The 20,803-nt window shown below is 41.2% G+C and carries 19 protein-coding genes; 9 read left to right on the forward strand and 10 right to left on the reverse strand.

The window, feature by feature from the left end; translation table 11 throughout:
- The first annotated feature begins 14 nt into the window (after positions 1–14).
- On the forward strand, positions 15–233 hold the full coding sequence (locus tag AC1DRQ_RS13230) for a VF530 family protein (protein ID WP_429401143.1): 219 nt from the start codon (positions 15–17) through the stop codon (positions 231–233).
- Here AC1DRQ_RS13230 and AC1DRQ_RS13235 read toward each other — a convergent pair whose 3' ends face one another.
- The 4 genes from AC1DRQ_RS13235 to AC1DRQ_RS13250 form a co-directional block, all read right to left on the reverse strand.
- Positions 234–1,538: a DEAD/DEAH box helicase gene (locus tag AC1DRQ_RS13235; RefSeq protein ID WP_477425048.1), complete on the reverse strand. Its 1,305-nt coding sequence runs from the start codon at positions 1,536–1,538 to the stop codon at positions 234–236.
- Between the two features lie 82 nt (positions 1,539–1,620).
- On the reverse strand, positions 1,621–2,430 hold the full coding sequence (locus tag AC1DRQ_RS13240) for a tRNA pseudouridine synthase A (RefSeq protein WP_477425050.1): 810 nt from the start codon (positions 2,428–2,430) through the stop codon (positions 1,621–1,623).
- 110 nt (positions 2,431–2,540) lie between these two features.
- Positions 2,541–2,765: a CDGSH iron-sulfur domain-containing protein gene (locus tag AC1DRQ_RS13245; protein ID WP_429401137.1), complete on the reverse strand. Its 225-nt coding sequence runs from the start codon at positions 2,763–2,765 to the stop codon at positions 2,541–2,543.
- 114 nt (positions 2,766–2,879) lie between these two features.
- Positions 2,880–3,107: a hypothetical protein gene (locus AC1DRQ_RS13250; RefSeq protein ID WP_429401135.1), complete on the reverse strand. Its 228-nt coding sequence runs from the start codon at positions 3,105–3,107 to the stop codon at positions 2,880–2,882.
- 183 nt (positions 3,108–3,290) lie between these two features.
- Between AC1DRQ_RS13250 and AC1DRQ_RS13255 the strand changes: the two genes are divergently transcribed.
- The 4 genes from AC1DRQ_RS13255 to AC1DRQ_RS13270 all read left to right on the forward strand — a co-directional run bounded on the left by AC1DRQ_RS13255 (position 3,291) and on the right by AC1DRQ_RS13270 (position 7,833).
- Positions 3,291–4,322 carry an aldo/keto reductase gene (locus AC1DRQ_RS13255; RefSeq protein WP_477425052.1) on the forward strand — a complete coding sequence of 344 codons (1,032 nt, stop codon included), beginning with the start codon at positions 3,291–3,293 and terminating at the stop codon, positions 4,320–4,322.
- Between the two features lie 109 nt (positions 4,323–4,431).
- The gene (locus AC1DRQ_RS13260) at positions 4,432–4,797 is read left to right on the forward strand and encodes an MmcQ/YjbR family DNA-binding protein (protein WP_477425054.1); all 366 of its coding nucleotides are present in this window, start codon (positions 4,432–4,434) and stop codon (positions 4,795–4,797) included.
- Between the two features lie 129 nt (positions 4,798–4,926).
- Entirely contained in the window at positions 4,927–6,255 is a 1,329-nt protein-coding gene (locus tag AC1DRQ_RS13265) for a Gfo/Idh/MocA family protein (RefSeq protein ID WP_477425055.1), read from the forward strand.
- Positions 6,256–6,465: 210 nt separating this feature from the next.
- The gene (locus AC1DRQ_RS13270) at positions 6,466–7,833 is read left to right on the forward strand and encodes a 3-keto-disaccharide hydrolase (protein WP_477425057.1); all 1,368 of its coding nucleotides are present in this window, start codon (positions 6,466–6,468) and stop codon (positions 7,831–7,833) included.
- Between the two features lie 108 nt (positions 7,834–7,941).
- Here AC1DRQ_RS13270 and AC1DRQ_RS13275 read toward each other — a convergent pair whose 3' ends face one another.
- Entirely contained in the window at positions 7,942–8,484 is a 543-nt protein-coding gene (locus tag AC1DRQ_RS13275) for a hypothetical protein (RefSeq protein ID WP_477425058.1), read from the reverse strand.
- 173 nt (positions 8,485–8,657) lie between these two features.
- Entirely contained in the window at positions 8,658–9,686 is a 1,029-nt protein-coding gene (locus tag AC1DRQ_RS13280) for a GntR family transcriptional regulator (protein WP_477425060.1), read from the reverse strand.
- 166 nt (positions 9,687–9,852) lie between these two features.
- Between AC1DRQ_RS13280 and AC1DRQ_RS13285 the strand changes: the two genes are divergently transcribed.
- Positions 9,853–11,511: an alpha-L-rhamnosidase-related protein gene (locus AC1DRQ_RS13285; RefSeq protein ID WP_477425062.1), complete on the forward strand. Its 1,659-nt coding sequence runs from the start codon at positions 9,853–9,855 to the stop codon at positions 11,509–11,511.
- Positions 11,512–11,766: 255 nt separating this feature from the next.
- Here the strand turns inward: AC1DRQ_RS13285 and AC1DRQ_RS13290 are convergent, their stop codons facing one another.
- The 4 genes from AC1DRQ_RS13290 to AC1DRQ_RS13305 form a co-directional block, all read right to left on the reverse strand.
- Positions 11,767–12,795: a cytochrome d ubiquinol oxidase subunit II gene (locus tag AC1DRQ_RS13290; RefSeq protein ID WP_477425064.1), complete on the reverse strand. Its 1,029-nt coding sequence runs from the start codon at positions 12,793–12,795 to the stop codon at positions 11,767–11,769.
- Positions 12,796–12,806: 11 nt separating this feature from the next.
- Positions 12,807–14,114 carry a cytochrome ubiquinol oxidase subunit I gene (locus AC1DRQ_RS13295; protein WP_429401119.1) on the reverse strand — a complete coding sequence of 436 codons (1,308 nt, stop codon included), beginning with the start codon at positions 14,112–14,114 and terminating at the stop codon, positions 12,807–12,809.
- A 142-nt stretch (positions 14,115–14,256) separates the two neighbouring features.
- Positions 14,257–14,742, reverse strand: coding sequence for a CYTH domain-containing protein (locus tag AC1DRQ_RS13300; protein WP_477425067.1), 486 nt, complete (start codon positions 14,740–14,742; stop codon positions 14,257–14,259).
- A gap of 113 nt (positions 14,743–14,855) precedes the next feature.
- Positions 14,856–15,893 carry a LacI family DNA-binding transcriptional regulator gene (locus tag AC1DRQ_RS13305; RefSeq protein WP_477425069.1) on the reverse strand — a complete coding sequence of 346 codons (1,038 nt, stop codon included), beginning with the start codon at positions 15,891–15,893 and terminating at the stop codon, positions 14,856–14,858.
- A 130-nt stretch (positions 15,894–16,023) separates the two neighbouring features.
- Between AC1DRQ_RS13305 and AC1DRQ_RS13310 the strand changes: the two genes are divergently transcribed.
- From AC1DRQ_RS13310 to AC1DRQ_RS13320, 3 genes are all read left to right on the forward strand, one after another.
- Positions 16,024–17,508, forward strand: coding sequence for a xylulokinase (locus AC1DRQ_RS13310; protein ID WP_477425071.1), 1,485 nt, complete (start codon positions 16,024–16,026; stop codon positions 17,506–17,508).
- Between the two features lie 81 nt (positions 17,509–17,589).
- Positions 17,590–18,918: a xylose isomerase gene (xylA, locus tag AC1DRQ_RS13315; RefSeq protein ID WP_477425073.1), complete on the forward strand. Its 1,329-nt coding sequence runs from the start codon at positions 17,590–17,592 to the stop codon at positions 18,916–18,918.
- Between the two features lie 51 nt (positions 18,919–18,969).
- Positions 18,970–20,670 (forward strand): sodium/sugar symporter, encoded by a 1,701-nt coding sequence (locus AC1DRQ_RS13320; protein WP_429401399.1) that lies wholly within the window; start codon positions 18,970–18,972, stop codon positions 20,668–20,670.
- Positions 20,671–20,803: the final 133 nt, after the last annotated feature.

Genomic DNA, 20,803 nt, shown 5'->3' on the forward strand with positions numbered 1-20,803 from the left:
TCTTACTTTTGCGTATGCAACAGCAAAGTAAGGACCCGCTTCATGGTAAAACATTAGAGATGATTTTGAACGAGCTTGTGGAACGCTTTGGTTGGGGCGAACTTGGCGCACGCATCCGCATTAATTGTTTTAATGATAACCCAACCGTATCATCAAGCCTTAAATTTTTACGTAAAACACCCTGGGCCCGCAAAAAGGTAGAGGACCTGTATATAGATCACTGTACCAGGTAATTAGTGTTTGCGTTTGTTGTTCATCTTGGCTTTTTGGCCCGAACTGTAATTGTAAGTTTTTGAGTTAGCTGCCTTTTTCTCATGGAAAGCCGCGCCCACAATAGGAGCATCGGGATTTGATTTGGCAGGTTTTTCTTCCTCTTTTTTGGCTTTTATCTCTTTTTCAATAACAAGTTCATCGGGCAGGGCAGCCAGAGGTATTTTTTTACCGCTAACCTGTTCAATCTTTTTAACCTGGCTTAGTTCAAGATCGGTAGCAAAGGTGATGGCCAATGTTTCATCGCCACTATCGGGCTGGTTATTTGCAATGCGCTCAATAAAAGTTTCTTTTTCAAGGGGCAAATCAAAATGGATGAGGAAGGGAATGCCACTTAAATCAATGGTTTCGTTATTTTCATTGGCTACTATTAAAACCCTTGAATGGTCTGCTGCTTTAAAATCTTCCACATTTTTAAAACCGTTGGTGTCAAAAAACTGGGGATTTAAAAATGCCACGGCATCGCGCAGGCGGCTGTGCAGGCTCTTGTATAATTTATCGGCTGTAACACGGGTATTTACAAAAACAACAGTTTTGGTAAACAGCTCATCATCATACATGAATAAATTAAGCAGGTTTAGCTTGGTGCCAAAATTAGGAACGTTGTATAATAGTTGCGGATGTGTTTGTATGGGTGTTCCTTCCAATGCTTCAACCTCAACAATAGCGGGTTGATTCATAAAAGGGGCCAACATTTTTTCTAACCGGCTATGCATTACTTCGGTAAATACCAGGTGCTGACATTTACCTATGCTGTTAGCCAGTTCAACTACAGGTAGTTGTAGTCCCTTTTTTATCATCATATCGGCATCATCAACCACAAACATATCAACCTTGTTAAGGTTAAGACCAAGTTTGAGGTAAATTGCCCTGGCCCTGTCAGGAGTGGCTACTACAATATCGGCGCCATCTGCAAGCGCATCCATCTGGGCTTCAATACCCGGAGCTACGTATAAGCCAACTATTGAGATAGATTTGTTTTTATTCAGGAGCTCAAACTGCTCCAGTACAGCCAATACCTGTTCCTTTTCGGGCACCAGGATCAGTACACGCGGAACGCCTTCAGGAGCATAGTTAAAGCGATTTAAAACTCCTAAAACATAGGTGGTTGTTTTGCCACTGCCTTCATGGCCTATGGCTATAATATCCTGACCGCCAACTATTCTTGTCAGGGTTTTTAGCTGCAGTTCTTTGGGGGTTGTAAAACCAGCTTCATTTACCGATCTAACCAGTTGCTTATTCAGCTTCAATTTTTCAAACCACACCATCAGGACTTTATATTAAATTATTTAAGAGGGCGAATTTACCAATTTAAGCGCTCATATTCATAAAGATTAAATATATAGCTGTTTATAGTGCCTGCCACATTGCATCATTATCACTTTGAAGCGTACCAGAAAAGGTAGTTCGTGGTGCCAGGTCAAGATAAGGGTATGTAACTTTTGTAAGGTATAATCCCTGCGGATGGGCCGGTATTATGATCCTGGGCGTTTGTTTACTGGCCAAATGATGCTCAAATTCATCAACGCTCATCACCCCGCGGCCAATCTCCAACAGTCTGCCAATTATTATCCTGATCATCCTGCTTAAAAACYGGTTGGCCGATATATGGAACCTGAGCCTGTCGCCACTTTTATCAACAAATAAACCAGCCGATGTTACGTAGCAAATGGTATGATCAATCCTGTCGGGCATTTTACAGAACGCGCGATAATCATTATATAACGGCAACACCGCTACAGCCTTTTTCATGGCCGCAACATCCAAATTCGTTTCAGGATAAAGCGAACTGAAACCACTCAAAAACGGGTCTTTATAGGTATGTATAAAGTAATCATAAGCACGCTGTATGGCATCAAACCGGGCATGGGGCAGGCCCTGCATAGGGATGATATCAAACACAGCAATATCATCGGGCAGTATTTTATTGAGCCTGAAAAATAAGTCGAAATCCCATTCTTGTTCCACATCTATATGGAAAAAAAATTGGCTGGCGTGTACATGGGCGTCGGTACGGCCACAACCAACAACGGTAATGGTTTTTTTTAAGATTTGGCTGAGCGCGATTTCTAAAACTTCCTGAACGCTAACAACTCCGGCGTGTTTTTGCCAGCCGCTGTACCGTGTACCATGATAACCTATATGGAAAAAATAGCGCATAAATATGTAGTTCAAAATTCCATAAAAAATCTGATAAAACGGGTATAATGCAAAAGCCCCCTGCATATTAACAAGGGGCTTTTATATATAAGCTGGTTATACGCCAATAATTAAACCTTTTTAGGAGGCAGGTCAAAAGCAATAGCGTTATGCTCAAAATGTCCTTTGTGCGAACCATCGCAAAATGGTTTATTGGCCGACATGCCGCAACGGCAAATTGAAACAACTGTTCTGCCTTGTAAACCGTATTGATTGCCCTGCATATCTACAATTTCAAAGTCGCCTTCAATTTTTACAGAGCCATTGTTATTGATAGTAAGTTTAGTTTTCTCCATTTGATAAATTTTTGCGCAAAGTTAACCAACGCCAACACCTTTAATGGAGCTATTTGCAATTTAGACCTGTTCCTGATTAGCAGATGTCTTAAACTTTTATCAAAGCTTAAATACTCAATTAAAAGATTGACTAAAGGCAACAAGCACTTGCAAAAACACATGCCTGTCGAGCCCAAAGGAGGTGGGCTGTTCGGGTTTTACCGGAGCGCCGTTTTTGTATCTCAATGGGAATAGCGCAATAAAATCACGAATGGTGATCTCGTACCGTAGCAAAGGGTCACGCCGGTGAATTTCTTCCAGCCTCATCTCAAAAAGGGATACACGTAACGGGTCTGCTATCATTGCCTCAAAATTAATAATTAATATCACTTTACATGATCGAAATGATTTAGTACAATACCCCAAGCGCACATAAATGACAAATGTATGATGTGCAAAACGTAAAGCTAAAACACATAAGTTTTAGCTTTGTTAAGCATGAACCACCAAGGGCACATGTTAGTTTTTACATCAAAAATACCACAAATGGAATACAGACAATTAGGAGCATCTGGATTAAAAGTACCAGTATTAAGTTTTGGAACGGCCACTTTTGGCGGCGGCAACGAATTTTTTAAAGCCTGGGGAAATACACAGGTAGATGAGGCTAAAAAGCTTATCAATTTATGTTTGGATGCCGGGGTTAATTTTTTCGACACGGCTAATGTTTACTCCAGGGGGTTATCTGAAGAGATATTAGGCAAAGCGCTGGAAGGTTTGCGCAACCAGGTACTTATTTCGTCAAAAGCCACCTTTACTATGGGCGATGGTGCTAATGATTATGGATCATCACGTTTCCACCTGATTGAACAATGCGAGGCCAGCCTTCGCCGCTTAAATACCGATCACATTGATATTTACCACATGCATGGCTTTGACGGTACCACACCGGTTGAAGAAACCCTGCGGGCATTGGATGACCTGGTTACCAGTGGTAAGATCCGTTATATAGCCTGCTCCAACTTTTCGGGCTGGCACTTAATGAAATCATTATCCGTATCAGAACGCTATGGCTGGAGCAGATATGTAGCACAGCAGGCTTATTATTCATTACTGAACCGTGAGTTTGAATGGGAACTGATGCCTTTGGGGATTGATCAAAAGGTAAGCACCATAGTTTGGAGTCCTTTAGCATCGGGCCAGCTAAGTGGTAAATTCAGAAGGGGACAACCGATTCCTGAAAATTCRAGAACAGTACAGGGCGGCAGCCACGGCCCGGCCACCAATTTTGATCATCTATACAACATTGTTGATGCATTGGATGAAGTAGCCGAAGAAACCGGCAAATCTGTTGCGCAGGTTTCATTAAACTGGTTATTACAAAGGCCAACCGTTGCAAACCTGGTAATAGGCGCCCGTAATGAGGAGCAGTTAAAGCAAAATCTGGCCGCCATTGGCTGGAATTTAACAATAGACCAGGTTAAAAAGCTGGATGTTGCAAGCGAGGTTGACCCCATATATCCATACTGGCACCAGCGTCAAAATATCAAGCTTAATCCGCTGCCGAATTTTTATTAAGAATTTGTCGGGACCGGAATTTGTGGGATTTTTTAAAACAGATGTTGCAAATTCGTCGTTACATTTGTAATTCTTAAATTCCGGTTCTGATATTCTAAATTCTTATATCATGGCTACTGATATGCAAGTTTTCATGCAGTTTATGCGCCACACCTTGTTGCCTTTGCCCGGTGTAACCGAAAAAATGTGCTTTGACGATCCTGCTTTTTATGTGAACAAAAAGATATTCACCAATGTTAAGCTAAAAGAGGAGTTCCTGGCAATACATACCCTTGAACGTGATAAATGGATGGCGGCAGATCCAATTACGTTTTTTATTACTGATCATTATTTTAATTATAAATACATGCTGGTGCGCCTTGAAACCGTATCGCCTGATGATCTGAAAAATCTCCTGATCACTGCCTGGCATAACCGGGCTACTAAAAGGCTCATCAGTGAGTATGAGGCGCTCAAATTGCCCCGTAAAATTTAAGTAACAGTTAAATTACAATTGCTTTATAAAAAAATCACCAGTTTTTCTTTAATGCTTTATAAAACTTAACTAATTTGCCATATCTGCTCACAGATATGGCGGGATATAGACCAATTAACCGATTTAGATATGATTAGCCGTAGAAAGTTCATTCAGACAACTTCATTAGCGGGTACTTGTTTCCTGCTAACACCGGAAATATCAAAAGCCGGATTTTTTAAGGGATCACCCGGCAATAAGGTAGTATTGGGTATGATGGGAACCAACAGCCGTGGATTATATCTTGCCCAGAGTTATGCCAAAATCCCTAATGTAGAAATTGGATATATATGTGATGTAGACTCCAAAGTGGTTGAAAAAACCATCAACGAGATATTTAAAATAACAGGTAAAAAACCAAAGGGTATTACCGACATCCGCAAAATGTTGGAGATAAAGGATATTGATGCGGTTGTTATAGCAGCACCAGACCATTGGCACGCGCCCGCTACCATTATGGCCTGCCAGGCGGGTAAGCATGTATATGTTGAAAAACCATGCAGTCATAACCCCCATGAGGGTGAAATGGCTGTTGCCGCATCAAAAAAATATAACCGGTTGGTGCAAATGGGCAGTCAGCGGCGGTCGTTCTCTAATGTGCAAAAGATGGTAAAGGAATTGCATGATGGTGTTATTGGCCGGGCTTACTATGCCAAGGGCTGGTACACTAATCACCGGCAAAGCATTGGTCGCGGAAAGCAAATACCCGTACCCGAAAATTTAAACTATGAGCTATGGCAAGGACCTGCGCCAAGAAAGCCGTACCAGGATAACCTGATACATTACAACTGGCACTGGTTCTGGAACTGGGGAACCGGCGAAGCCCTGAACAACGGAACGCATGAATTGGATGTGATACGGTGGGGACTGGGTGTTGATTTTCCAGGTAAAGTGGTTTCAACAGGAGGCCGTTTTCATTTTAATGATGACTGGCAAACACCCGATACACAAAATATACTGTATAATTTCCCGAATAATACGGCCGCGGAGTGGGAGAGCCGTAGTTGCAACGGGTTCGAGATTGAAAAATTAGGCAGGGGTGTAATATTTTATGGCGATAAAGGAACCTTATTTTATGACGGTGGTAACGGTTACCAGGTTTATGATGGCGACAACAAACCGGTAAAAGATGTTAAAGACGGTACTAAAGTTGATGCCACGAATAAAGTAAGCCCTACTGAGTCACTGGACGGGTTACACTTTAAGAACTTTATTGATGCAATAAGGGGGGATGCCGCTTTGAATTGCCCCATCGAGATCGGGTTCAGATCAACCTTATTACCACAATTGGGCAATATATCCTACAGGGTAGACAGGGTACTGCATATAGATCCTTCAAACGGACATATTTTGAATGATCCCGAAGCCACTAAATTATGGAGCAGGGAATATGAAAAGGGTTGGGAGGTAAATGTATAGCAATAGTTATTGTCCCATACGTCATTACGAGGAACCAAGACAACCGACCGTAGGGAGCTCATTAATACAAATAAAAACAAACACAACATTAATAATATTTTTAAGACAAATTATAAGCCTTGCAACCTGCATTGCTTCGTACCTTACAAAACACTTTTTATTTAAAAACCATTTTTAAACAATATATAAAACCAATATTTTAAATCACACATGAAGAAGATCATCTACCCTGCCATAGTCCTGTTTGCTGCGGCTGCTTTATTACCTGTTAAAACCCATGCACAAAATGCCATATTTGATGGTAAAACCCTTAAAGGATGGAAGCGTCTTGCCGGTACTGCCGATTATAAGGTAGAAGACGGACAAATTGTAGGTACTACTGTTTTAAACTCAGGCAATTCATTTTTAGTTACCGAAAAAGAATATGGTGACTTTATATTGGAGCTTGATGCCAAAATTGAAAGTAACCTGAGTAACTCAGGAGTGCAAACCCGCAGCCATTATGATCCCATTGGCCATGAAGGTAAAGGCAAGGTTTATGGCAGGCAATTTGAAATTGATCCGTCAGTTCGTAACTGGACCGGAGGTATTTATGACGAAGGCAGGCGCGACTGGCTTTATCCCTTAGATTTGAATGCCAAAGCAAAAGATGCTTTTAAAGTGGGCGTATTTAACCATATCAGGATTGAGTGTATTGGTAACGAAATGAAAACCTGGGTTAATGGCATCCCGGCTGCTGACGTAGTTGATACCATTGATCAAAAAGGTTTCATAGCTTTGCAGGTACATGCGGTAAGCAAGGAAGAACAGGCTGGTAAAAAAGTATATTTTAAGAATTTTAACCTGCAAACCACTAATTTAAAACCTAAACCTTTTCCAAAGGATGTATATGTGGTAAACCTGAAACCCAATAGCCTTACACCGGCCGAGAAAGCTGCCGGATGGAAATTATTGTATGATGGTAAAACTAATACAGGCTGGCGCGGTGCAACGCTTAAAGCATTCCCAACTAAAGGATGGGAGTATGCGCAGGGCACTATGCATGTATTGCCTTCGGTTGGTAAGGAAGAGTCTGGCGGCGGTGATATTGTTACCAACGACAATTACAGTGCTTTTGATCTTTCGTTCGAGTTTAAGCTTACGCCCGGCGCAAATAGCGGGGTGAAATACTTTGTAACCCTGAAAGAAATTACAGATGGTTCGGCCATTGGCCTGGAGTACCAGGTGCTTGATGATAAGCTGCACCCTGACGCCAAACTCGGCCGAGACGGCGACCGTACACTGGCTTCGCTTTATGATTTAATTAAGGCAAACAAGCAAGAGCGCTTTGTGCACCCAATAGGCTCCTGGAATATAGGCAGAGTAGTGGTTTATCCGAATAACCACGTGGAGCATTACCTGAACGGCGTTAAAGTGCTGGAATATGACAGAGGCTCAAAAGCCTACCGCGACCTGGTAGCCATCAGTAAATACAAGGTTTGGAAAAACTTTGGTGAAGCACCTCAAGGCCACCTGTTATTGCAGGATCATGGCAATGAAGCATTTTTCAGGAATATAAAGGTTAAGAATTTGAAGTAAGAAGCCCCACCCAACCCTCCCCTGAAGGGGAGGGCTTTAAAAATTGATTGTTTTTTTTCGGCCTCTTTTGATAAACCTTTGTTTATCTCGAAAACAAATAGCAGGAATTTACAACTTTACACCAACCAATTGTGTCTGATTTACATACCAATTATCTTTATAATAAATATAATTTCCTGATATTTTTGATGTTTCTAAGCTTGATGTTTTACTTATTCTCAAAAAAGTGGCTGGATTATTTGGATAAAATGGGTTTATAAAAACATTTTCCTGGGAATCGACACTCAACAGGCAAAATTTATAATACCTGAACTTTTTTATAAAAGAAGTAATTTGATTTCTTGAAAAATAATCGCTTATTTTTTTTGCTCTTAATTCTGAATTGCTTACCTCCGTTATTTCATTTGTACTTTCATTATAAGTTACTATATATACGGGTAAATTGCCTTCACTTTTTTGTAATATGTACGAAGTACTTGATAGACTTGTTTGTCTAATAGAAATAAATACGTTTTTAAACTCCGAAAATGATTCGGCTTGATATTTCTTTATAAAACTATCGATTACATCCTTTGTAATGATCTTGCTTTGATGCTCACAGGAACAACCCATTACGACAATAATACTGCACAAAAAAAATAATCTCTTCATATGTTATTAATTATTTATTTTCACCAATTCCATCTACGTTGTTGTGCGTAATGAACCTCTTGCGCTATCGAAAATTGATCATCTACCGAATTTGGCTGTGCGGTATCGTCATTTGTAGATGAATTATGTAGGCTATTATAATTAGCCCCCAAATCTCCCCCTTTAGAGGGGGCTTACAACGAGCTCCTCAGCGTAACATGAAACGGCACTGCAAAGTGCTCATAGCAGTTACTTAATGCAAATTCGGCGGCTTTACTGCCCATCAGCTTAAAATCAGTCGATATGGTGGTAATGCCGTCTAATATGATTTCTTTGAGCGCGGTTTCATTGTAGGATATTACACCCACATCTTTGGCCACCTTCAGGTCAGATGCGATGATCTTTTTAATCAATTCAACAAGATCATCCTCCATCAGGCTGATATAAACCGTTTGAGGCTGGATCACCTCCGTAGCTAAAGAATCAACTACAGCATATTCAAAAGCATATTGCCGGCAAAAATTCAGGAAGCCTTTCAAAATTTCTTTGGAATGATAGGTTTTGCCCGGGAATACCAGCTTAATGGTATTGTATTTACTCAGTTTATCCAGCAGCTTTTTTAGTGCTTCGTACACATCAAACGCGAAGTTTTCATAAATGGCGGCGAACTTACCGCTCACTCCCGGCACCAGGTTATCCAGCAAAATCAGTTTATCCTTGGGGATAGTATTGATGATCTCATGCGCTTTGTTCTCATTATCCAAAAAATGCGGAATGATGATGTATTTGGCATAATCGCTTTGTGAGCTTTCGGCTATTATCTTTTTAAAAAAGTAAAAATCGTTGTTATAAATATAAAAATCGATAGTGGCCTGCTCGCCTATAGTGGCTACAAAAGCATCATAAATTATCTTCTTATGTGCGCTTAATTTGTTAAAAAGCAGGAATATTTTGAGCGGCTTTTGAAAATCGGTGTTCGAAATAAAAAAACCTTTGCCTGGTACCGAACTCACTATCCCCTTATCCTTTAATTCCTTGTATACACGCTCAATAGTATTACGCGAGGTGTCAAGTGCAAAGCTCAGATCATTGATGGAGGGGAGCATATCATCCTTAACAATATCACCGCTTTCAATGGCCCTGATAATGGCATTGGATAATTGAAGGTATTTTGGGGTGATGGAATACTCGTCGATCGATAATATTTTAAGATAATTCTTCACACTTTATAATTGGGATAGCACAAATGTAATATTACATAATTGTATTTGTACCTTAAAAAGATAGTAGGGGATAGTATGAAAAATGTATATATTTATCTTGCTTTAACCAATTATATAACTTCGTTACAAGTAGTTACGGAAATCTTAAAATTTAAACTATTCCCCTATGGTATTAAACTTACTCAACCCAAAATTTACCCTTCTATTAGCCGCTTTTATTACACTTTTTACCAACAATGTAAAAGCGCAGGACCCTTACCTATCCTACCGGCAGGACTGGTTAAAAAAAGCTGAAGAAAACAAGCCTAAGCTTGTCGAAACGGAAAAACAACCCATTAGTATGATAAAGCTGGAAAAAGACCCCGCTGCTTTTCAGGGTTGGAAAGCTGTAAATACAGATAGTGTGGGTGCATTTTACAGCAAATCATTCAAAACCCAAAGTGGTGTAGTAGCCGATTTTGGCGAACATCTTACCGGGTATTTTACATTTACCATCCAATCATTAAAAGGTACGCCGGATGCACCGGTGAGGCTGAAATTTACCTTTGGCGAAGTGCCATCTGAATTAACGGTGCCATTTGATCCATATCCGGGCACTATAAGCCGGGCCTGGCTGCAAGACGAAACCGTTACTGTTACCGAAATGCCGGCCACCATTACCATACCACGCCGACTGGCTTGTCGCTATGTAAAGATGGAATTGCTTGGCGCTTCTCCTTATTTTGATTTTCATATCACCAATATGGAGTTTAAGGCCACAACCTCAGTAATGGCTAAACCACCGCTTTTAGCCCCTGGGACATCCCAGCTTATTGCCGATATTGACAGAATAGGGCTTACCACCTTAAAGGAGTGTATGCAAACCGTATATGAGGATGGCCCCAAACGCGATCGCAGGCTCTGGATAGGCGACCTATACCTTGAATCGTTGGCTAACCTGTATTCATATCAAAATAATGGACTTACCAAACGTTGCTTTTACCTGCTGGCAGGATTGTCTGCTGATGATGGTGTACTTATCTCCAACGTATTTGAAACTCCCGAACCACATGCACAGGTTGGTAACAGGCTGCTGGATTATTGCTTTTTATATAATGTTGCACTGAAAGAATATGTAGCTGCTACTGATGATAAACAAACTGGTCTTGACCTGTGGCCCGTAGCCAAAAAACAGCTCGATATGATCCGAAAATATGCCGGCAAAGATGGTATGATGGATTATATAAAAGCCGGAAAGGAGTGGTGGGTGTTTTTTGACTGGAAAGATGGTCTGGATAAACAAGCCAGCTTACAAGGTTTATCTATTTATACGCTTAACCAAACCTACGCCCTGGCCAAAATATTAGGTAAGGAAAATGAAGTGTCGGATATCCCCGCATTAGCCCGAAAACTGAAGAATGCGGCATATACAAATCTGTACGATAAAAAATCGGGTTTATTTGTAAGCGGGGTAAAAAAGCAAATATCCTATGGCTCACAGGCCTGGATGATATTGAGTGGGGTGGCCTCCAAAACTGAGGGACAAACAGCGCTTAAGGCATTGCCATCTATAAAAGATGCCGTACATCCTGGCGCACCCTACATGTTCCATTACTATGTAGCTGCGCTGATAGAAAGCGGCCTGAAAGCAGAAGCCAAAGAAGCGCTGCAAACTTACTGGGGTGGCATGATCAAAAAAGGCGCTGATACTTTTTGGGAGGTTTATGACCCTAATGATGAGCTGAAATCGCCGTATAACTTCTATCCGGTTAACAGCTATTGTCATGCCTGGAGCTGTACACCGGTTTATTTTATCAGGAAATACCCGGAAATATTTCAGCGATAGACCGTTGATTTTGGTGATTACGTTGATTGCGTTGATTTTCTGAACCATGATTTTTGGGATTAAGGGATTGCCATGATTTTTCAACAACTTGTCATTCTAAGCATATCGAACATTAGATTTTTTCACTTCGTTCAAAAGGAGTTCTTCGCTATGCTCAGAATGACAATAGGAAAGGAAATCAAGAAAATCCTGAAATCCTTTAATCATGGTTCAGACAAAAATCAACGAAATCCACGCAATCACCAAAATCAGCGGTCAATGCTCAACAGCCTGCCCGGAATCTTTCTTCTTAAAACTATAATACAAATACCCCAGTGCCGGAAGTATGAATAAACTACCGATGAGCAGGCCTATGCCCAGGTCATCAATAGTTTTGGTAGTTGCATGATCTGTAAGCAAAGACATGGAGCTGCCATCTTTAAATATCACAAAACGAGGGAAACGGGTGTGCCCAACTGCAATCAGGATCATGCTCACCTGAAAAGCGGCCAATACCCTGATCCACTGTTTGTTTTTTATATCTGAAATAATGAACCATAGTAATATCAGTGACAATGTAGCTGCAATAACAACTACTAAACTTATTGGGTTACCAAATATCCAGTTGGCCAAATGGACTTGTTCAAAGTTCGAAGCCAAAAACACAAGAGCTCCTAATATTACGGCGGCTATATTCATAGCCTTTGCTTTTTTTATAAAGCGTTTTATATCATACACCTCGGTACATTCGCCAATGAGATAAATGGCTGCAAGGAAACCACAAAGCGCCACAGTGAAAAGCCCAACAGCTACTGAGAACCAGTTAAGCCAGCTAAAAATATAAGCGCCCGCAAAGGTTTTAGCTGTAGGATCTATCTGGCCCGATAGGGCACTGCCTGCTATAATGCCCAAAAACAAAGGCGTAACAAAGCTCGAATAAACAAACATGTGGTTATAAAATCCCTGCGTTTTCTCATCCTTTATAGCATCATAATTACGAAACGCGAAAGCCGTTCCGCGGGCAATAATACCCATCAGCATGATCAATAAGGGGATATGCAGGTAAATACACATCTCACTGTATATGGTTGGGAAACCTACAAACAAAATTACCACGGTAATAATAAGCCACATGTGGTTGGCTTCCCATATTGGCCCAATAGCCTGGTAACTGGTTTTACGGGTACGGTGTTTATTATCGGTTGATGTAAAAAGCTCAATGATACCCGCGCCAAAATCGGCCCCGCCTAACAGAAAATATAGGGTGATGGCAGCAAATAAAAACAGGATAACAACGTATAACATAATCTTATGGGTTAACGGTCGTACAATTCAGGTACCATTTGTATTTGCCTTTTCAGCAAGAAAATAACAAACACACTTAGTGTAAAATAAATAAAGGTGAACAGGTAAAAGGAATACTGTATGCCCGGCATGGGTGTTACGGCTTCACTCGTGCGCATAACCCCCTGTATTATCCAGGGCTGGCGGCCAACTTCGGTAACTGTCCACCCGGCTTCCAGCGCTATAAAACCGGCAGGAGTAGCGTAAATAAACATTTTCAGGAACCAACTCTTATTAAACCAGCTTTTCTTTTTCCACAATGCAATAAAATATAATATCCCGATCAGCATCATCAGCATACCAAAACCGACCATTATCTGAAAAGCATAATGGGTAACCGCAATTGGTGGCTGGTCCTTAACAGGTATCTGGTCTAACCCCTTTACTTCCTGTTTAAAATTATCATGTACCAGGAAACTCAGCAAACCGGGGACTTCAATTCCATAGTTTACTTTTTTTGCCGCGGTATCAGGTATACCCCCAATAACCAGCGGGGCATAAGTTTGTGTGTGGAAATATGCTTCCATTGCCGCTAATTTGGCAGGTTGCCTTTTGGCAGCGCCTTTGGCAGATATATCGCCGCTTAAAGGTTGTAAAATAGCTGCCGCAGCACCAAATATAATGGCGATCTTAAATGCTTTGCTGTGAAAATGCACATTACGTTTCCGGTAGATCATCAACGCATGGATCCCCGCTACCGCGAAACCTGTGGCCGAAAATGCTGCTATGGTCATGTGCAGCGATTCGGAGAACCAGGCCTCGTTAAACATGGCTTTTACCGGGTCGATGTTTAGATACTGGCCATTCACAAAATCAAAACCTGAAGGACTGTTCATCCACGCATTGGCAGATACCACCAAAATGCCAGACGCTATACCACTTACACCCACTACAACACCCGTTACCCAGTGGAACCAGGTGTTGAGCTTGTTCCAACCGTACAGGAAAAAGCCCAGGGCTATGGCTTCAATAAAAAAAGCTACACCTTCTAAAGAGAACGGCATTCCGAAAATAGGGCCGGCATGTTTCATAAACCCAGGCCAGAGCAAACCCAGCTCAAAAGAAAGCATAGTGCCTGATACAGCTCCTGTCGCGAAAAAGATAGCTACGCCCTTACTCCAGGCTATGGTAATGTTTTTATAAACCGGGTCTTTGGTTTTTATCCATTTATAGTGGGAAATGGCCATAAAAACAGGCATAACCATGCCAATGCAGGAGTATATGATATGAAAACCTAATGATAAGGCCATTTGCGACCTTGCTGCAATAAAATCATCCATATTTTTGTATATAAATAATGGTTGAATTTAAGGCTTAATGTAACAAAATCGTTAAGATTTATTAATTGATATTGAATATAAAATATACTTTTTATACGTAACGTGTTGTATTAGTGGATAAAATTTATTAAAGATGGCTGGTTTAATAATCTTTTTGGAAACGCTTTGCAAGCTCAAAGCCATTAAATTCGGGATTGGTTGTTACCTCTCTTAAATATATTAAAGGCATCTGAAAGTTATCCATCTCCTCCTGTGTAATAAATTCTATTTCTGCTATCCATAATTCTTCAGATGAGTTTGTATATCTATCCAAACCAATAACCAAAGACCCCGCAGCTATCAGGTATCTGATTTTTTCTACTACAACACACTCAGAGTTATTTAACTGCAAGTATTCTTCCTGGTCCAAGTAAATGGTTGTGATTAGATGCTCTGCCGTAATATTTAGAGGTGTCTTTTTGGTTAGCTTATAGGTTGTTCCGTTGTCATCTGTAACCAGGCGGAATCTTATAGCAGTATTGAGCATGTAATGATCTGTAATATGTTTATAGGGCAAGCCACTAATATTAACATGATCGGGAGGTATCACGAATTTCCTTTCTCTTTCTACTAAAGCATATTTAGACATAAACTTGCAAGTACTATTAATTATCGATCTTTATATTTTTATAATACTGAGCCTTACTTTTGTCCCAGCAGGGTCTCTCGCAGAGGCCCCTGTGAAAGCTTTTACTTAAAATCCTATTGTTTCCCATTCCTTGATGTTGATCCCCTGATGATCAACTCTGGTTTTATGCTGATGATCTTGGGTTTGGCTGTAGTATCGGTATTACCTATCTCCTGGAAAAACAAATTGGCAACCGTATTACCCATGTAAACGCTAAACTGGTCAATAGTGGTAATAGACGGACTGGTGATCTCAGAAAAAGCCTCGTTGGCATAACCGCATACCCCCAGCTCCGATGGTACTTTGATGCCCATAGCATTGGCAACTTCCAATACACCCAGCGCCGAAAAATCAGAAGTGGAGGCAAATATGGCATCAGGGGGTTGGGGCAGGTTTAATAGCTTGCGTGTACCCTCGGCGCCCAGTTCTTTGGTCCAGGCATTTTCAACAATCAATTCATCTATCACTGGGATATTATATAGCTGTAGTGCTTTCAAATAGCCCTCTTTCCGTTGTCTGAAAATATTGAGGTTTTGAGGGCCTTCCAGCAGAGCGATCCGTTTATAACCGCCTTCAATTAAGTGCGACATCGCCTCAAATGAGGCCTGAACATTATCATTGATCACCTTTAGGGTTTCCAGTTCTTCGGCAACACGGTCAAACTGGATTAGTTGTATGCCGTGATCTATTACATTTTGCAGGTGCTGATAGTCATAACTATCGGCCGATACTGATATTACAATACAATCCACATGTTGGTTTATCAGCGTATTTACGCACTGGATCTCCTTATCATGATCCTCGCCCGATTGGCAAATGATCAGATTATAGCCCTTTTGATAAGTGGTTTCTTCGATGCCCGCAATTACGTTCGAAAAAAAATTCTGATTAATACGCGGTACAACTACACCAATAGTTTTTGATTGCCCCTTTCGCAGGTTTGAGGCCAGTATATTACGTTTATAGTTTAGCTCATCAGCTGTTTTAATAATGAGCTCCTTCGTTTTTTCGTTCACCTGGCTGCTGTTATTCAGCGCCCTTGATACGGAAGAAGCGGTTATGCCCAGTTTGGCGGCAATATCATAAATGGTGGTCCGTTTTACTTTCTTCATTATAAAGTGCAAGTTGGAAAAAATATTTTACGCAATCGATTGCAATTTCAAATATTTATTTAATTTCGTCTCGTTAAGTTACCAAAAAATAAACGCACCATAGTATTCACGCAATAATCCCACAAAAAATATGCTGTTATTAGGCATTGATATAGGTACCTCGTCAGTTAAAGTTAGTGTTGTTGATGCAGCTACTCAACAAATAGTGGCATCGGCGCAATATCCCGATGAGGAATCGCCAATTAAAGCTTTGCATCCGGGCTGGGCCGAGCAGTCGCCGCTAATGTGGTGGGAGCAGGCTCAAAAAGCACTTGAACTTTGTCACGCTAAAAAATTATACAACCCAACCGATATTGCAGCCATTGGCATAGCCTATCAGATGCACGGTTTGGTTTTGGTTGATAAAGACCAGAATGTACTGCGCGATAGCATTATATGGTGCGATAGCCGCGCTGTTGAAATTGGTGATAAAGCTTTTGTCGCCATAGGCGAGGAGAATTGCTTGTCGCATCTGCTAAACTCTCCCGGAAACTTTACAGCATCAAAATTAGCTTGGGTTAAGCAGAACGAACCGGAAATTTACAGTAAGATAGATAAGATCATGCTGCCCGGTGATTTTATTGCCATGAAGCTTACAGGAGAGATCACTACCTCAGTTTCGGCATTATCCGAAGGGGTGTTCTTTGATTTTAAAACAAATGGCATTTCTAAAGAGATCATCAGCTACTTTGGGTTTGATGAAAGCTTGTTCCCAGTTATTAATCCAGTATTTTCATCACATGGCAACCTGCTGGCTTCTGTTGCCGAAAAATTGAAATTAAAAGCAGGCATCCCGGTAACCTACAAATCGGGCGATCAGCCAAACAACGCGCTTTCCTTAAATGTGCTTAATCCCGGCGAGGTTGCTGCTACGGCGGGTACATCAGGGGTAATATATGGGGTAAGCGACCAGTTGGCTTATGATCAGGAATCGCGCATTAACACCTTTGCGCATGTTAACTATACCGAACAGCAAAAACGTCTGGGTGTACTTTTGTGCATTAACGGTACAGGCAGCCTATACCGCTGGGCCAAATACAATTTTGGGGCAGGTTTAAGCTATACACAGTTAAACAACGAGGCAAAGAAAGCACCATTAGGCAGCGATGGCTTGCAGGTATTACCCTTTGGTAACGGTGCAGAGCGTATGCTCAATAATAAACAGGTAGGGGCACATTTTCAAAACATCGACCTGAACTTGCATACACAAGCCCATATTTTTAGGGCTGTGCAGGAGGGCATTGCCAGCGCTTTCCGTTACGGGTTGGATATTATGCGTGGCAACGGCATGAACCCGACAGTGATCCGCGCCGGAAAAAGCAACCTGTTTTTAAGTGAACTATTTACCGAAACATTTGTAAACGCTACAGGTGTGCCTGTTGAACTTTATAATAATGATGGTAGCGTAGGGGCAGCCTTAGGTGCCGGAATTGGCGCAGGGATATTCGCATCGCCAGCCGAAGCATTCAGCAACACTAAGGCCATTCAATTAATTGAACCATCAACCCAAAAGTTTGAACCTGTTTACCAGGAATGGAAGGAGCTTTTGAGCTTAAAGCTGAAGGCACAAGGCTAAAAGCTAAAAACAACTAATCAACAATTCAAAAAATAATAGAACTCAATATTTCAATAAATCACTAATTCAACAATTAAAAATATGAGCATCGTAACCGGAGAAAAGGAATTTTTTAAAGAAATAGGTCAGGTCAAATATGAAGGACCGCAGTCTGATAATCCACTGGCATTTAGGTGGTATGATGCGGATAGGGTAGTGGCCGGCAAAACCATGAAAGATCATTTACGCTTTGCCTGTGCTTACTGGCACTCGTTCTGTGGTAACGGCGCAGATCCATTTGGCGGGCCTACTCACGTATTTGCATGGGATGAAAAAACCGATGCGGTTGAACGTGCCAAAGATAAAATGGATGCCGCGTTTGAGTTTATCACCAAAATGAACCTGCCATACTATTGTTTTCATGATGTGGATGTGGTTGATTATGGCAATGATGTAAACGAGAACGACAGACGTTTACAGGCCCTGGTTGATTATGCTAAACAAAAGCAAGCCGCGAGTGGTGTTAAATTGCTTTGGGGCACGTCGAACCTGTTCAGCCACAAAAGGTATATGAACGGCGCCTCAACCAATCCCGATTTTCATGTTTTGGCCCATGCAGGTGCGCAGGTTAAGGCTGCTATCGATGCTACCATTGCTTTAGGCGGCGAGAACTACGTATTCTGGGGTGGTCGCGAAGGCTACATGAGCTTGCTTAACACGGATATGAAACGTGAGCAGGAACACTTTGCCCGGTTTTTACATACCGCTAAAGATTATGCCCGCAAGCAAGGCTTTAAAGGTAATTTCTTTATCGAACCAAAACCTTGTGAGCCTACTAAACATCAGTATGATTATGATGCGGCTACCGTATTGGGCTTTTTGCAGAAATACGATCTGATGAATGATTTTAAACTGAACCTGGAAGTTAACCACGCTACACTGGCCGGTCACACTTTCCAGCATGAACTGCAGGTAGCGGTTGATTCTGGTTTATTAGGGTCTATAGACGCCAACCGTGGCGATGTGCAAAATGGCTGGGATACCGATCAGTTCCCGAATGATATCAATGAGATCACCGAATCGATGCTGATCATTTTAGAAGCAGGTGGTTTCCAGGGTGGTGGTATTAACTTCGACGCTAAAATACGCCGTAACTCAACTGATCCGACCGATCTTTTCTACGCACATATTGGTGGTATGGATATTTTTGCCCGTGCTTTGGTAACGGCTGATAACATCCTGCAAAAATCAGAATACAAAAAAATACGTGCAGACAGGTATGCTTCATTTGACTCAGGTTCTGGTAACGATTTTGAAACAGGTAAGCTTTCGTTAGAAGATTTACGTAACTATGCAATAGCTAATGGCGAGCCTAAAGCCATAAGTGGTAAACAAGAATATTTAGAAAATTTGATAAATCGCTATATATAGTTTATAATTGTCAATCTAACATATTAAACCAACAGAACCAAAACAATGAACCTGAAAACCCTCTCGTATGGCGATTATGCTGTATTTTTGATCTACTTTGTATTAGTTTCCAGCTATGGCTGGTGGGTATATAAGCGTAAACACAACGCTGATGCCACCTCAAAAGACTACTTTTTGGCCGAAGGGTCACTAACCTGGTGGGCTATCGGTGCATCATTGATCGCTTCAAATATATCTGCCGAACAGTTTATCGGAACCAGCGGATCAGCATTCAAGATGGGTTTGGCCATTTCAACATACGAGTGGATGGCAGCTATTACACTGATCATTGTAGCGGTATTTTTTATACCTGTGTATCTTAAAAACAAGATATTCACCATGCCRCAATTCCTGCACCAGCGGTATAATGGTACAGTAGCTATGATCATGGCCATATTTTGGCTGCTACTGTACATTGTGGTTAACTTAATGTCCATATTATATCTTGGTGCATTGGCTATCAGCGGCATATCTGGTTTAGATATTCACCTGTGTATCTGGTTGCTGGCTATATTCTCCATAGTAATTACACTGGGTGGGATGAAGGTTATTGGTTACACTGATGTTATACAAGTGGCTGTGCTTATACTGGGTGGTTTAATGGCTACATACCTTGCATTAACGCTTTTAAGTGAAAAAGAAGGAACCACAGGTTTATTGAATGGATTTAAAATATTGCATTCAGAGGCTACTGATCATTTCCATATGATCTTTAAGAAAGACAATCCTAACTATATGGATCTGCCGGGCTTAACTGTACTTATTGGCGGTATGTGGATCACTAACCTTAACTATTGGGGCTGTAACCAGTACATTACGCAAAGGGCTTTGGGTGCAAACCTTAAAACTGCACGTGGCGGTATCCTGTTCGCGGCTTTCCTTAAATTGCTGATGCCCGTTATTGTTGTATTACCAGGTATAGCGGCATATTTACTATACCAAAAGGGTATGTTTCACCAGGAAATGATGAGTTCATCGGGCGTTTTGGATCCTAATAAGGCATATCCATCATTGTTAAACTTATTACCGTCGGGCTTAAAAGGACTTTCATTTGCTGCTTTAACAGCTGCAATTGTTGCCTCGTTAGCAGGTAAAGCAAACAGTATAGCAACCATATTTACACTTGATATCTACAAAAAAGCCATTAATCCCGGAGCTACAGATAAAAAGCTGGTTACTTTAGGTAAATGGTCTGTAGTGGTTGCCATGGTATTAGGTATAATTTTGTCAGAATTGATAGGTAAAACACTAATGGGCGAAGGTAAGCAGGGCTTCCAGTACATACAGGAGTATACAGGCTTCGTATCTCCGGGTATTTTTGCCATGTTTATCCTCGGTTTCTTCTGGAAAAAAGCAACCTCAAACGCGGCATTGTTTGCAACTGTGGGCGGGTTTATATTCTCCTGTTTCTTTAAACTGTTACCGCGCTTTGCCGATCTGAGTTTCCTGTCGCCTTATGGTTTCTCGAAACTTGCACTGCAGGACGACAAAGTTACCCAGCTATACGAAATACCATTCCTTGACCGCATGGGTTTTGTATTCATCATTTGCGTTGTTGGTATGTATATCATTTCAAAAATTGATGAAGCGAGGGGTATTACAACCAATGGTTTAGAGATAGATGCATCCATGTTTAAAACATCACGTGCATTTACTGCCGGCGCGCTGATTGTTACCGGTATAGTAGTTGCGCTTTATTCTATCTTCTGGTAGCAGATACGCACAACTAAATATAAAAGAGGGCGATAGATCTGGTGATATGTCGCCCTCTTTTTTTAATCAAACTATATCAATTGCTAAAACGTTATTCAATTTAATAATACCCCTTAATGGTATTTGGCATTTT

The sequence above is a fragment of the Mucilaginibacter sp. P4_E8 genome (assembly GCF_056401495.1).